We start from the raw sequence: 13288 nt of genomic DNA on the forward strand, positions 1-13288 counted from the left end.
TACCTCACACAATGCCGGTGGCGTAGAAAGTGGCGATCACGACGAAAACGGCCAGGGTCTTGATCAGCGTAATGCAGAAAATGTCCTTGTAGGCTTGGCGGTGGGTCAGCCCGGTGACCGCCAGCAGGGTGATCACCGCGCCGTTGTGCGGCAGGGTGTCCATGCCACCGCTGGCCATGGCGGCCACGCGGTGCAGCACTTCCAGGGGGATGTTGGCGGCGTGGGCGGCGCTGATGAAAGTCTCCGACATGGCCGCCAGGGCGATGCTCATGCCGCCCGAGGCGGAGCCGGTGATGCCGGCCAGCAGGGTCACGGTGATGGCTTCGTTGACCAGCGGGTTGGGGATGCTTTTCAGCCAGTCCGACAGCACCAGGAAGCCCGGCAGGGAGGCGATCACCGCGCCGAAGCCGTACTCCGAAGCGGTGTTCATCGCCGCCAGCAGGGCGCCGCTGACCGCGCTCTTGCTGCCTTCGGCGAGCTTGCCGCGAATCGCCGAGAAGCCGCACACCAGGACCATGATGATGCCCACCAGCAAGGCGGCCTGGACCGCCCAGATGGCGGTGAGCTTGGCGACGTCGGTCTGCACCGGGGCGGCCATGCCGGCCAGGGCCAGGCTGTGGGTCTTGCCGTACCACAGGGGAATCCAGTGGGTGAACAGCAGGTTCATCAGACCCACCAGCAACAGCGGCGACAGGGCGATCCAGGGGTTGGGCAGCTGGATGTCGGCGGCGGTTTCCGGCTCGTTGCGCAGGTCGCTGCCATAGCCTTCACCGGCGTTGTGCGCCTTGTTGCGCTGGCGCTGCAGGAACAGCATGCCGGCGCAGAACACGAAAATGGTGCCGATCACCCCCAGCCAGGGCGCGGCCCAGGCGGTGGTATTGAAGAAAGTGCTGGGGATGATGTTCTGGATCTGCGGGGTGCCGGGCAGGGCATCCATGGTGAAGGAGAACGCGCCGAGGGCGATGGTCGCCGGGATCAGGCGCTTGGGGATATTGCTCTGGCGGAACATCTCCGCGGCGAACGGATAGACCGCGAACACCACCACGAACAGCGAGACGCCGCCGTAGGTCAGCAGGGCGCAGACCAGCACGATCACCAGCATCGCCTGGCGGGTGCCGAGCAGGCGGATGGCCGCCGCGACGATGGAACGGGAGAAGCCCGACAGCTCGATCAGCTTGCCGAACACCGCGCCGAGCAGGAACACCGGGAAGTAGAGCTTGATGAAGCCGACCATCTTTTCCATGAACACGCCGGTGAAGGCGGGCGCCACGGCGGACGGGTCGGTGAGCAGGACGGCGCCGAGGGCGGCGATGGGGGCAAAGAGGATAACGCTGTAGCCACGGTAAGCAGCCAACATCAGCAGCGCGAGGGCTGCTAGGGCAATGATCACACTCATGGTGTGTCTCTCCAGGATTGTTATTTTTGTAGGGTGTTGCGGGTGTGGGCGGGGCTATAGCGAGTTTTGTGCCAGATGGTTAAGTATTTGATAAATAAGGATATTTGTATGATTTTTGAGAGGGTGAATGATGTTGTGTCTCTGTTTTGAGATTTTTGGTGGCTGAAAGGGCGTCATCGCGGGCAAGCCTCGCTCCTACAGACGCACTTATATGCTTCTGTAGGAGCGAGGCTTGCCCGCGATCAGCGCGTAGCGCTGGCTCTTTCTCTGTATGGAGATGCATGTCTCTTTATTGAGACTCTTCAATCCCCAGCGCCGCCATCTTCTTGTACAAAGTCGAGCGCCCCAGCCCCAGGCGCGCCGCGGCTTCCACCACCTTGCCGCCACAGTGCGCCAGGGCCGTCTCGATCACCTGGCGGTCGAAGCGCTCCCGCGCGGCGGCGAAGGTTTCGTTGGGCTGCACCTCGGCGGCCTGGGCGCTGGCCGCGCGTGGCACCGGGCTGAAGGTGCCGATGGCCGCGCGCAGGTCGCCGGCATTGAGCATCAGGTCGTCGCTGAGCAGGGCGGCGCGTTCCAGGACGTTGCGCAGTTCGCGGATATTGCCGGGCCAGGCGTGTTGGCCGAGCAGGGCCAGGGCGTCGGGGGTCAGTTCGTGCTGGCTGCGCAGTTCTTCGAGGATGGCTTCGCTGAGCGCCGGTAGGTCGTCCAGGCGTTCGCGCAGCGGCGGCACCTGGATCGGCAGTACATTGAGGCGGTAGTACAGGTCGGCGCGGAATTCGCCGCGCTTGATCGCCGCTTCGAGGTCGGTGGAGGTGGCGGCGATCACCCGCACGTCGCTCTGGATCACCTCGTTGGAGCCCACTGGCTCGAACTCTTTCTCTTGCAGCACCCGCAGCAGCTTGCTTTGCAGGGGCAGGGGCATGTCGCCGATCTCGTCGAGAAACAGCGTGCCGCCCTGGGCGATCTGCAGCTTGCCGGCGCGGCCCTTGCGGTCGGCGCCGGTGAAGGCGCCGGGGGCGGTGCCGAAGAACTCGGCTTCCAGCAGGGTTTCCGGAATCGCCGCGCTGTTGATGCTGACAAAGGCCTTGTGCGCCCGTGGCGAAGCAGCGTGGATGGCCTGGGCCAGCAGCTCCTTGCCGGTGCCGGTCTCGCCTTGCAGCAGCACCGGCGACTCGGCGCTGGCGCTGCGCCGGGCGCGGCGTTTGACTTCCAGGCTGGCGGCGCTGGTGCCGATGAAGTGGGCGAAGTTGTATTTGGTCTGCCGCGCCCGCAGCAGCGACCGCGTGGAAGCAAGCTCTTCCTGCATGCTCAGGTAGCGCTTGAGCATCGGCGACAGGCTGCGCAACTCGTCGAACAGGGCAAAGCCGATGGCGCCGATCACCGCCCCGGCATCGTCGTGGATCGGCAGACGCATCACCACCAGCGGGTCCTTGGGGGTGTCCTGCATGTCCAGCAGGATCGGCCGCCCGGTGCGCACCACTTCGCGCAGCAGGCTGCCGGGGATCACGCTTTCGCAGGCCTTGCCGATGGCGAACGCCGCCGACTCCAGGCCGAAGCGCCGGGCGTAGCGCTCGTTCATCCAGACGATATTGGCGTCGCGGTCGACGATCACCGTGCCCTCGCTGGATTGCTCGATGATCTCGAACAGCGAACGGATCGCCAGTTGGCGAACCCGCTGGTAATCCTTGAGGCTTTCGGTGTCGTTCATGGGGAAGGTCCTGAAGGGAGCGCGGCGCCGATTATGCCGGGAATCTTCACGGCGACGCGACCATAGGGTTGACGCTATCCCTGTAGCCGCTGCCGCAGGCTGCGATAAGGGCCGGAGGACCTTCAGCGATCTTGAGTACGTCGCGACCGTTCCGGTCGATCGCAGCCTGCGGCAGCGGCTACAGGGTTGTGCTTCTGTAGGAGCGAGGCTTGCCCGCGATGTAGGCGCTGCGGTATTGCAGGCACACCGCGTAGAGCCTATCGCGGGCAAGCCTCGCTCCTACAGGGGAATGCGGATTCAGGCCGGGTGGGCGGCGGCCAGCAGTTCCTGGGTGTAGGGATGCTGCGGCGCTTCGAACACTTCGTGGCTGGGGCCGCGTTCGACCACCTTGCCGTCCTTGATCACGATCATGTCGTGGGCCAGGGCGCGGACCACGGCCAGGTCGTGGCTGATGAACAGGTAGGTCAGGCCATGCCGCTCCTGGAGCTGGCGCAGCAACGCCACCACCTGCTTCTGCACCGTGCGGTCGAGGGCCGAGGTGGGTTCGTCCAGCAGGATCAGCGCCGGCTTGAGCACCAGGGCGCGGGCGATGGCGATGCGCTGGCGCTGACCGCCGGAGAACTCGTGGGGGTAGCGATGGCGACTGGCCGGGTCCAGGCCGACTTCTTCCAGTGCCTGGATCACCTGCTGCTCGCATTGCTGGGCCGTGGAGTGGCTGTGCACTTCCAGCCCTTCGCTGATGATCTGTTGCACCGACATCCGTGGGCTGAGGCTGCCGAACGGGTCCTGGAACACCACCTGCATCTGCTTGCGCCACGGCCGCAGCTGCTTCTGGTTGAGACCGTCGAGGGCCTCGCCCTGGAAGCGGATGCTGCCTTCGGAATCCAGCAAACGCAGGATCGCCTGGCCCAGGGTCGACTTGCCCGATCCAGACTCGCCGACGATGCCCAGGGTCTTGCCCCGTTGCAGGCTCAGGCTGATACCGTCCACCGCCCGCAGGTATTGCTTGCGCCGGAACAGCCCGCCGCCGATCTGGAACTGCACATTGAGGTCGTCCACCTGCAGCACCACTTCGCGCTCGTCCCGGGGCAGGGCTTCGCCTTCCGGCTCGGCATTGAGCAACACGCGGCTGTAGGGATGCTGCGGTGCGCTGAACAGGGTTTCGCACGGCGCCTGTTCGACGATCTGCCCGGCCTTCATCACACAGACGCGCTGGGCGATGCTGCGCACCAGGTTGAGGTCGTGGCTGATCAGCAGTAGGGACATGCCCAGGCGCTGTTGCAGGGACTTGAGCAGCAGCAGGATCTTGCGTTGCACCGTCACGTCGAGGGCGGTGGTCGGTTCGTCGGCGATCAGCAGCTCCGGTTCGCAGGCCAGGGCCATGGCGATCATCACCCGCTGCCGTTGGCCGCCGGAGAGCTGGTGCGGATAGGCCTTGAGCCGTTCCTCGGGTTTCTGGATGCCCACCAGGTGTAGCAACTCGAGGATCCGCGCCTGGGCCGCCTTGCCGCCCAGGCCCTTGTGCAGCAGCAGGGTTTCGCCGATCTGCTTTTCGATGCTGTGCAGCGGGTTCAGCGAGGTCATCGGCTCCTGGAAAATCATGGCGATGCGGTCGCCGCGCAGCTTCTGCAAGGTCTGTGTATCGGCGCCGAGCAGCTCCTGGCCGCGGTAGCGGATGCTGCCGCTGCTCTGGGTGTCGCAGTCGGGCAGCAGTTGCAGGATCGAATGGGCGGTCACCGACTTGCCCGACCCCGACTCGCCGACCAGGGCCAGGCACTCGCCGGGGCGAATGTCCAGGCACAGGTCGCGCACCACCTTCTGCTCGCCGAAGGCGACGTTGAGGTTGCGGATTTCAATCAGGTTGTCAGTCATTTCAGTATCCGCCTGGTTCAATAACGTGGCTCAGGAACATGGCTCAAGAACGTGGATCGAAGGCATCGCGCAACGCTTCGCCGATAAACACCAGCAGCGAGAGGATCAGCGCCAGGGTGAAAAACGCCGTCAGGCCCAGCCAGGGCGCCTGCAGGTTCTGCTTGCCCTGGCCGATCAACTCGCCCAGGGACGCGCTGCCGGCCGGCATGCCGAAGCCGAGGAAATCCAGGGCGGTGAGGGTGGAAATCGCTCCGGTGAGAATGAACGGCAGGTAGCTCAGGGTGGCGTTCATCGCATTGGGCAGGATGTGCCGCACGATCACCTTGCGGTCGTTGAGGCCCAGGGCGCGGGCGGCCTTGACGTATTCCAGGTTGCGCCCGCGCAGGAATTCGGCGCGCACCACGTCCACCAGGGCCAGCCAGGAGAACAGCGCCATGATCCCCAGCAGCCACCAGAAATTCGGCTCGACGAAACCGGACAGGATAATCAGCAGGTACAGCACCGGCAGCCCCGACCAGACCTCCAGCAGGCGCTGGCCCAGCAGGTCGACCCAGCCGCCGTAATAGCCTTGCAGGGCGCCGGCGGCGATGCCGATCAGGGCGCTGATAAAGGTCAGGGCCAGGGCGAACAGGATCGACACCCGGGCGCCGTAGATCACCCGGGCCAGCACGTCCCGCGCCTGGTCGTCGGTGCCCAGCCAGTTGACCGCGGTCGGCGGGCTCGGTGCCGGGCGGCTGAGCTCGTAGTTGGGCGTGTCTTCGCTGAACGGGATCGGCGGGAACAGCAGCCAGCCGCCGTCCTGGCGGATCAGCTTTTGCACGTAGTCGCTGCGGTAGTCGGCCTGGAACGGCAGCTGGCCGCCGAACTCCTGCTCGGTGTAGCGCTTGAACACCGGGAAATACAGCGAGCCCTGGTAGCTGACCACCAAGGGTTTGTCGTTGGCGATCAGCTCGCCGCCGAGGGTGAGGAGGAACAGGCCGACAAACAGCCACAGCGACCACCAGCCACGGCGGTTTTTCTTGAAACGGTCCAAGCGCCGGCGCGCCAGCGGGGAGAGCTTGAGCATCAGGCGTTCCTCGCGGCGAAGTCGATACGCGGGTCGACCAGGGTGTAGCAGAGGTCGCCGATGAGTTTTATCAGCAGGCCGAACAGGGTGAAGATGAACAGCGAGCCGAACACCACCGGATAGTCCCGCGACACCGCGGCCTCGTAGCTCATGCGGCCGAGGCCGTCGAGGGAGAAGATCACCTCGATCAGCAGGGAGCCGGCGAAGAACACGCTGATAAACGCCTGGGGAATGCCCGAGACCACCAGCAGCATGGCGTTGCGAAACACATGGCCGTAGAGCACCCGGCGTTCGCTCAGGCCCTTGGCCCGGGCGGTGACCACGTACTGGCGGGTGATCTCGTTGAGGAACGAGTTCTTGGTGAGGATGGTCAGGGTGGCGAAGCCGCCGATCACCAGGGAGGTCACCGGCAACACCAGGTGCCAGAAGTAGTCGACGACCTTGCCCAGGGTGCTCAGTTGCTCGAAGTTCTCCGAGACCAGCCCGCGCACCGGGAACCAGTTCAGCGAAGTGCCGCCGGCGAACATCACGATCAGGAACATGGCGAACAGGAAGGCCGGCATGGCGTAGCCGATGATGATCGCGGTGCTGCTCCAGATATCGAAATGGCTGCCGTGGTGCACCGCCTTGCGGATCCCCAGGGGGATCGACACCAGGTAGGTGATCAGCGTCGCCCAGAGCCCGAGGGAGATGGTCACCGGCATTTTCTGCAGGATCAGCTCGGTGACCGTGGCGCCGCGGAAGAAGCTCTTGCCGAAGTCCAGCTGCGCGTAGCTCTTGAGCATCAGCCACAGGCGCTCGTGGGCCGGCTTGTCGAAGCCGTACTGTTTCTCGATGTCCTTGATCAGCTGCGGGTCGAGGCCACGGCTGGCCCGTGAGTTGCCGCTGACGCCGTCGCTCGAACCGCCGAGGTTGCCGCCACCGCCTATGCCTTGCAGGCGGGCGATGGCCTGTTCCACCGGACCGCCGGGGGCGGCCTGGACGATGGCGAAGTTGACCAGCAGGATGATCAGCAGGGTCGGGATGATCAGCAGCAGGCGCCGCAGGATATACGCCAGCATCAGTGCGGCCCTCCAGGCTTGCCGCGCTGGACGCGCTCGGCCGCCATTTGCTCGTTGGTCAGGGGCGTGCGGCTCATTTCCCACCAGCTTTCGATGGCTTCGTCATTGCTGGCGGGAATGGCCGGCATGCCGAAGCGGTTCCACCACACGGTGGAGGTGCCCGGCGGGTAGTAGTTGGGGATCCAGTAGTAATTCCATTGCAGCACCCGGTCCAGGGCGTGGGCGTAGCTCAGCATCTGCGGCTGGCTGGTGGCCTTGACCAGGCCGCTGATCAGGCTGTCCACCGCCGGGTTCTTCAGCACCATCAGGTTGCTCGAGCCGGGATCGTTGGCCGCCGCCGAACCGAAGTAGTTATACAGCTCCAGCCCCGGCGAGGTGGTCACCGGGTAGCCGGTGACGATCATGTCGTAGTCGCGGGCCATCAGCCGGTTGACGTACTGCGAGGCGTCGATGCGGCGGATTTCCAGGGTGATGCCGATCTGCGCCAGGTTGCGCTTGTACGGCAGCAGCAGGCGCTCGATGCCGTTCTGGCTGTTGAGGAAAGTGAAGCGCAGCGGTTCGCCGTCGGCGTTGACCAGCGTGTCGCCGTCGGGTTTCCAGCCGGCCGCTTCGAGCAGGGCCAGGGCTTGCAGTTGCTTGTCGCGGATCAGGCCGCTGCCATCGGTTTTTGGTGCCTCGAAGACCTGGGTGAAGACTTCGTCGGGGACCTGCCCGCGCAGCGGTTCGAGGATTTTCAGTTCCTCGGCATCCGGTAGCGCCCGCGCGGCCAGGGCGCTGTTGGAGAAGAAGCTCTGCTGGCGGATATACAGGTCGCGCATCATCTGCCGGTTGCTCCACTCGAAGTCCCAGAGCATGGCCAGGGCCTGGCGCACCCGGCGGTCCTGGAACATCGGTTTTTGCAGGTTGAACACGAAGCCCTGGGCCGGTTGCGGCGCCTGCTTGGCCAGGTGGGCCTTTTGCAGGCGGCCGTCGTCCAGGGCCGGGCTGTCGTAGCCGATGGAGAAGCCGGTGGCGGAGAACTCACGGTTGTAGTCGTAGGCGCCGCCGCGCAACACTTGGCGGGCGACGTCGGTGTCGCCGAAGTACTCGATGCTGAAGCGGTCGAAGTTGTACAGGCCGCGGCTGACCGGCAGGTCCTTGCCCCACCAGTCGGCATCGCGGGTGAAGGTGATGCTGTTGCCGTTGTCGACCTTGCTCACCTTGTACGGGCCGCTGCCCAGGGGCGCTTCGTAACCCCCGCCGCCGGCGAAGTCGCGGCTCTTCCACCAATGCTCGGGGAGCACCGGCAGGGTCGCGATATCCAGGGGCAGGGTGCGGTTTTCATTGCTCTTGAAGTCGAAGCGGATCACCCGCGGCGACTCGACCTCGACGTCCTTGACGTCGGCGAACTGGGTGCGATAACGCAGGCTGCCCTGGGTCATCAGCAGGTTGTAGGTGTAGCGCACGTCTTCGGCGGTGATCGGCTTGCCGTCGGCGAAGCGCGCCTTGGGGTTGAGGTAGAAGCGCAGCCACAGGCCGTCGTCGGCGCGCTCCATCTTTTCTGCCACCAGGCCATAGACGGTGTAGGGCTCGTCCAGCGAGCGCTGGGCCAGGGGCGAGTAGATGTAGCCGTCGAGTTGCGAGACGCCGATGCCTTTGTCGATGTAGGGCAACACATGGTCGAAACGGCCGATCTCGATGGCCGAGCGGCGCATGCTCCCGCCCTTGGGCGCCCGTGGGTTGGTGTAGGCGAAGTGACTGAAGCCAGCGGGGTATTTGGCCGGTTCGCCATAGACGGTCAGGGCGTGTTGCGGCGCGGCGTCGGCACTCGCGGTCCCCAGCAGCAGGGCCAGGGCGGTGAAGATCATGGAGGGGAAAAGCAGGCGCATTGTCAGCCTTAAGAGCCGGGTGATCGATGACCACGATTTGTACGCTACCGGCGCGCTGCTGACCAGCGCGGGCGGTAGCCCAAACACAACGGCCCACCAAGGGGCGGGCCGTCGTTCACGCAAATCGCGACAGGATCAGTCCTGGCGGCTGGTCACTTCCAGCAGGTGATAACCGAACTGGGTCTTCACCGGGCCTTGCACGACGTTGACCGGGGCGCTGAACACCACGGTGTCGAATTCCTTGACCATCTGGCCTGGGCCGAACGAGCCGAGGTTGCCGCCGTCACGGCTGGATGGGCAGGTGGAGTTCTTCTTGGCGACTTCGGCGAAGTCGGCGCCGGCTTCGATCTCGGCTTTCAGTTCGTTGCACTTGGCTTCGCTGGCAACGAGGATATGACGGGCGGTGGCTTTGGCCATGGGAGTTGCTCCTTTCAAGAAAGTGGTGAGCCTACCGGATTGTGTGGCCTATTTCTCGTCAAAGTTCCGTCAAGGCATTGCAGCAAAGGATGGCCGGTCGAGGTGCTTAATCTGTAGGAGCGAGGCTTGCCCGCGATGCAGGCGACGCGGTGGGCCAGTTACACCGCGTCATCGTTCATCGCGGGCAAGCCTCGCTCCTACCGGGGCGGGATCAGGCGGAAGCGGGAATGTCTTGCCGGGCGCTGCGCAGCTGCCGGGCAGCACTACGCAGCAGCTGCTCGGTGGCGTCCCAGCCCAGGCAACCGTCCGTCACCGAAACCCCGTAGCGCAGCGTCGGGCTCAGGGGCTGGCAACCCTCGAACAGATGGCTTTCCAGCATCACCCCGACCAGGGACGAATCGCCCTGCAGGCGCTGCTCCAATACCTCGTCGAACACCGCCGGTTGGCGCAACGGGTCCTTGCCGCTGTTGGCATGGCTGCAATCGACCATGATCCGCGCCGGGATTTTCAGCTTCTGCAGGTCGTGCTGGATCTGGGCCACGCTCTGGCGATCGTAGTTCGGGCCGCGATGGCCGCCGCGCAGCACCAGATGGGTGTCCGGGTTGCCCGGGGTCTGGATCACCGCCGGGTGGCCCTGGCTGTCGACGCCGAAGTGGCGGTGCGGGTGCGCCGCCGAGCGCATGGCGTCGCAGGCGATGCCGACGCCGCCGTCGGTGCCGTTCTTGAAGCCCACGGGCATGCCCAGGCCGCTGGCCATTTCCCGGTGGATCTGCGATTCGGTGGTGCGCGCGCCGATGGCGACCCAGCTCAGCAGGTCGTCGAAGTAGCCGGCGGCCATGGGTTGCAGCAATTCGGTGGCGATCGGCAGGCCCAGGCGGAGCATTTCGCGCATCAGTTCACGGGACAGGGTCAGGCCGCCGGCCATGTCGTCGCTGCCATCCAGGCGCGGGTCGTAGGCCAGGCCTTTCCAGCCGACGGTGGTGCGGGGTTTTTCGACGTAGGCGCGCATCACCAGCAGCAGCTCGTCGCTGACCTCGGCGGCCAGGCTGGCGAGGTTGCTGGCGTATTCCAGGGCGGACTGGGGATCGTGGATCGAGCAGGGGCCGACGACCACCAGCAAACGGGAGTCTTCACCGTTGAGGATGGCGCGCACCGCCTGGCGATGGGCGGCGACTTGCTGGCTGAGGGCCGGGCTGAGCGGCAGTTGCTGCTTGAGCTCCAGCGAGCTGGGCAGGCGCTGGGTCAGGGTTTCGTTGGCGCAGTTGCGGGTGGACAGCGGCAGAGCGGAGACGGACGAGTTCATATTCAAGGCTTCCTGGGCAGGCGGCGGGTGGTGTCCCGCGCGCGGCCCTACTGGGGTGTTCGACAATTGGCCGGATTGGCTGTGCAGGTGTGTTTGCCACCAGTAGGTGACCGATCGGAGGCGGCAGGCTGTCCCGAACGGAGGCTGCTAAATCGCCAGGCGCAGCAGGTGTCGTAACGGTAATAAGTGGCGTAGTTCATGGTTTGAATCCTCGGTAAGTTCGGTGTGTTGCTGAAAGTCGCGGTTAAAAATCTTTGGCCCAGAAAAACAAAACCCCCGGTCGGGAGGCCGACCGGGGGTGAGATTTTCTCTGGTAGGCGACCCGTTCAAGTGGGCGCCGTTTGGGTATCAGGCGCGCCAGTGGCTAAACCAATACCCAAAATAAAAGCTCGCTGGAGCGCAGGCGTTTTTCACCCAGGCAGCCGCACCGACGCGCGAGGCGCTGGCAGTGTGACGATGCAGGGAAAGGGTGAGGGACGACATGCTGTTTCTCCGTGAAGTGGGCCGAGCTTACTAGAGGCCGGGGGCGCGGTTCAATCAGAAATTCCTATGAGCTTGCCTGTCAGTGCCTATGAGTTAAGCGCTTTGAGGTTTTATGACACACTCGCCACGCCCTTATTTGTGCTTGTTCAGGACCCATTATGACCCCGCTGACCCTTGCCGCCGCCCAATCGATTTCCATCGCTGGCGACCTGCCGGGCAATATCGCCCGGCACCAGGCCTTTATCCGCATCGCCGCGGAGCAGGGCGTGCAATTGCTGGTGTTTCCCGAGCTGTCCCTGACCGGTTACGAACCGGCGCTGGCGGCCGAGCTGGCGCTATTGCCGCAGAGCCCGCTGTTGCAGCCGTTGCGCGACCTGGCCCGGGAGCTGGGGGTGACGGCGGTGGTGGGCATGCCCATCCGCCTGTCGGCCGAGGGCCTGCTGTTGATCGGCGCCCTGGTGCTGGCCGCCGACGGTTCGCTGGCGGTGTACAGCAAGCAGCATCTGCATGCTGGCGAGGAGCAGGTATTTAGCCCCGGCACGGGGGGCGCGAACCTCACATTCGCCGAGGACCAAGTCGCCCTGGCGGTGTGCGCCGATTTCTCCCAGGCCAGCCACGCACGTGCGGCGGCGCAGTCCGGTGCGGGAATCTATGCCGCCGGCGTGCTGATCAGCGAAAAAGGCTACGCCGCGGACACTGCCTTGTTGCAGGGCTATGCCGTGGAGCACGCGATGCTGGTGCTGATGGCCAACCACGGCGGGCCGACCGGAGGCTGGGTGTCGGCCGGGCGTAGCGCGATCTGGGGCCCGGATGGCGGGCTGATCGTGACCGCGGCGGGCACTGGAGATGAGTTGCTGATCGCCCGGCGCACCGCCGGGCGCTGGAGTGGCCAGCAACTGAGGGTCGAAGCGCCTTGAACGGTTTCCAACTGCGTCCGGCCAGCACCCTGGAGGATCTGGTTTTTGCCCGCGACCTGACCCGCAGCTGCATGCTGGGGTATTACATCCGTCACGATCTGTTGTGGCTGGACGAAGCTTTCGATGTGGCCTGGGCCGGTCGGGAGAACCTGCTGATCTGCCAGGGCGCCAGGGTGCTGGGGGTCGTCAGCCTGAGTCGCGATTCCAGGGCTTTGTATATTCGCGAGTTGCATGTGCTCGAAGCGTTTCGCGGGCAAGGTGCCGGGGCCTGGGCCATCGAACAGGTACTGGCGATGGCGCGCGGCGAACGGCGTGGGCTGCTACGGTTGACGGTGTTCAAGGACAACCCGGCGCAGGCGCTTTATGGGCGCATGGGGCTGAAGGTGGTCGGGGAAGATGAGTGTTTTCTGCGGATGGAGCGAAGCAGCGCCGCGGATGCGTAGCCGCTGGTTGCTGTGCGCGGCGCGGTCGTACCGAGCGGTGTGGCGACAGGCGAGGCTCAGGCGGGTTCCTGGTCGGGCCCCTCGGACTCGGCGAGGATGATGCCGTCTTTCATACCCAGCAATACCGCCACTTTGTGCGCCTCACCGCGTCGTCCTTTCTTGCGTCCGGCCAATACCTGGTAGGTGGTGGCTGGGTCGACCCCGTGTTCACGGGCGAACTGTTGAACCGATTTACCTTGATGTTCAAGCCAGGCCTTGGCTTGTGCGGCAGTGCGGATACCGGGCATAGTTCAAAACCGTTCAAATTTGTTCAATGCTTGAAGGGTGTAACACCCCTAGGGGTGCATAAAAAAGGATCATACATCCAAATGAGTGGAATCGGTTCGCGGTTAAGACAGGAAAGGGAACGCCTGGGGTTGTCGCAGAAGAAATTTGGTGAAGTTGGCGGCGTGGAAGCCAATGCCCAAGGCAGATATGAAAGTGGAGACCGGGTACCCAAGGCGGACTATTTGTCCCGGGTGGCGGCAAAAGGAGTCGATGTCCTTTATATAGTGACCGGCAGGCGGACCCCGACCAGGGCCGATAACCTCAGCCAGAGCGAAGAGAAAATCCTCGTCAGTTATCGGGCCTTGTACAAGGAAGATCAGGACGCGATCCGGCACCTGACCCATACCCTTGCCGAGCTTTCGGTTTCCAGCCTCATGAAAAGAAAGGCGGACGCCCGAGAGCCTTAGGGCAGGGCGTTCGCAGTGCA

Annotated in this window: 12 protein-coding genes; 3 read left to right on the forward strand and 9 right to left on the reverse strand. The window is 64.6% G+C overall.

Going from position 1 to position 13288, the window contains the following annotated elements; translation table 11 throughout:
• Positions 1-4: 4 nt before the first annotated feature.
• The 8 genes from NRG23_RS32280 to NRG23_RS32315 form a co-directional block, all read right to left on the reverse strand.
• Entirely contained in the window at positions 5-1396 is a 1392-nt protein-coding gene (locus NRG23_RS32280) for a GntP family permease (RefSeq protein ID WP_257373405.1), read from the reverse strand.
• A 289-nt stretch (positions 1397-1685) separates the two neighbouring features.
• Positions 1686-3104: a sigma-54-dependent Fis family transcriptional regulator gene (locus tag NRG23_RS32285; RefSeq protein WP_041986051.1), complete on the reverse strand. Its 1419-nt coding sequence runs from the start codon at positions 3102-3104 to the stop codon at positions 1686-1688.
• A 297-nt stretch (positions 3105-3401) separates the two neighbouring features.
• Positions 3402-4976: an ABC transporter ATP-binding protein gene (locus NRG23_RS32290; protein ID WP_124314043.1), complete on the reverse strand. Its 1575-nt coding sequence runs from the start codon at positions 4974-4976 to the stop codon at positions 3402-3404.
• 43 nt (positions 4977-5019) lie between these two features.
• The gene (locus NRG23_RS32295) at positions 5020-6042 is read right to left on the reverse strand and encodes an ABC transporter permease (protein WP_009049622.1); all 1023 of its coding nucleotides are present in this window, start codon (positions 6040-6042) and stop codon (positions 5020-5022) included.
• Positions 6042-7103: a microcin C ABC transporter permease YejB gene (locus tag NRG23_RS32300; protein ID WP_009049621.1), complete on the reverse strand. Its 1062-nt coding sequence runs from the start codon at positions 7101-7103 to the stop codon at positions 6042-6044. Before NRG23_RS32300 ends, NRG23_RS32295 begins: the two co-directional genes overlap by 1 nt.
• The gene (locus NRG23_RS32305; RefSeq protein WP_257373409.1) at positions 7103-8971 is read right to left on the reverse strand and encodes an extracellular solute-binding protein; all 1869 of its coding nucleotides are present in this window, start codon (positions 8969-8971) and stop codon (positions 7103-7105) included. Before NRG23_RS32305 ends, NRG23_RS32300 begins: the two co-directional genes overlap by 1 nt.
• Before the next feature lie 135 nt (positions 8972-9106).
• Positions 9107-9388 carry a peptidylprolyl isomerase gene (locus NRG23_RS32310; protein WP_007924449.1) on the reverse strand — a complete coding sequence of 94 codons (282 nt, stop codon included), beginning with the start codon at positions 9386-9388 and terminating at the stop codon, positions 9107-9109.
• A 211-nt stretch (positions 9389-9599) separates the two neighbouring features.
• The gene (locus tag NRG23_RS32315) at positions 9600-10691 is read right to left on the reverse strand and encodes a 3-deoxy-7-phosphoheptulonate synthase (protein ID WP_257373413.1); all 1092 of its coding nucleotides are present in this window, start codon (positions 10689-10691) and stop codon (positions 9600-9602) included.
• Between the two features lie 641 nt (positions 10692-11332).
• Here NRG23_RS32315 and NRG23_RS32320 point away from each other — a divergent pair.
• A complete protein-coding gene (locus NRG23_RS32320) occupies positions 11333-12091 on the forward strand; it encodes a carbon-nitrogen hydrolase family protein (RefSeq protein WP_124301820.1) in 759 nt (252 codons plus the stop codon).
• Complete coding sequence (locus NRG23_RS32325; protein ID WP_257373414.1) at positions 12088-12534, forward strand: GNAT family N-acetyltransferase; 447 nt, start codon at positions 12088-12090, stop codon at positions 12532-12534. Before NRG23_RS32320 ends, NRG23_RS32325 begins: the two co-directional genes overlap by 4 nt.
• Before the next feature lie 56 nt (positions 12535-12590).
• On the opposite strand, the gene NRG23_RS32330 is transcribed toward NRG23_RS32325, so the two are convergent.
• On the reverse strand, positions 12591-12821 hold the full coding sequence (locus NRG23_RS32330; protein WP_009049616.1) for a DNA-binding protein: 231 nt from the start codon (positions 12819-12821) through the stop codon (positions 12591-12593).
• A gap of 81 nt (positions 12822-12902) precedes the next feature.
• Between NRG23_RS32330 and NRG23_RS32335 the strand changes: the two genes are divergently transcribed.
• A complete protein-coding gene (locus tag NRG23_RS32335; protein WP_007924437.1) occupies positions 12903-13268 on the forward strand; it encodes a helix-turn-helix domain-containing protein in 366 nt (121 codons plus the stop codon).
• The last annotated feature ends 20 nt before the right edge of the window (positions 13269-13288 follow it).

The sequence above is a fragment of the Pseudomonas sp. T8 genome (genome assembly GCF_024610635.1).
Taxonomy (GTDB): domain Bacteria; phylum Pseudomonadota; class Gammaproteobacteria; order Pseudomonadales; family Pseudomonadaceae; genus Aquipseudomonas; species Aquipseudomonas chlororaphis_I.

Coding starts and splice junctions, on each gene's coding strand:
- NRG23_RS32280 (WP_257373405.1), bottom strand. CDS start 1,396: ATGAGTGTGATCATTGCCCTAGCAGCCCTCGCGCTGCTGATGTTGGCT.
- NRG23_RS32290 (WP_124314043.1), bottom strand. CDS start 4,976: ATGACTGACAACCTGATTGAAATCCGCAACCTCAACGTCGCCTTCGGC.
- NRG23_RS32305 (WP_257373409.1), bottom strand. CDS start 8,971: ATGCGCCTGCTTTTCCCCTCCATGATCTTCACCGCCCTGGCCCTGCTG.
- NRG23_RS32285 (WP_041986051.1), bottom strand. CDS start 3,104: ATGAACGACACCGAAAGCCTCAAGGATTACCAGCGGGTTCGCCAACTG.
- NRG23_RS32315 (WP_257373413.1), bottom strand. CDS start 10,691: ATGAACTCGTCCGTCTCCGCTCTGCCGCTGTCCACCCGCAACTGCGCC.
- NRG23_RS32295 (WP_009049622.1), bottom strand. CDS start 6,042: ATGCTCAAGCTCTCCCCGCTGGCGCGCCGGCGCTTGGACCGTTTCAAG.
- NRG23_RS32300 (WP_009049621.1), bottom strand. CDS start 7,103: ATGCTGGCGTATATCCTGCGGCGCCTGCTGCTGATCATCCCGACCCTG.
- NRG23_RS32310 (WP_007924449.1), bottom strand. CDS start 9,388: ATGGCCAAAGCCACCGCCCGTCATATCCTCGTTGCCAGCGAAGCCAAG.
- NRG23_RS32320 (WP_124301820.1), top strand. CDS start 11,333: ATGACCCCGCTGACCCTTGCCGCCGCCCAATCGATTTCCATCGCTGGC.
- NRG23_RS32330 (WP_009049616.1), bottom strand. CDS start 12,821: ATGCCCGGTATCCGCACTGCCGCACAAGCCAAGGCCTGGCTTGAACAT.
- NRG23_RS32335 (WP_007924437.1), top strand. CDS start 12,903: ATGAGTGGAATCGGTTCGCGGTTAAGACAGGAAAGGGAACGCCTGGGG.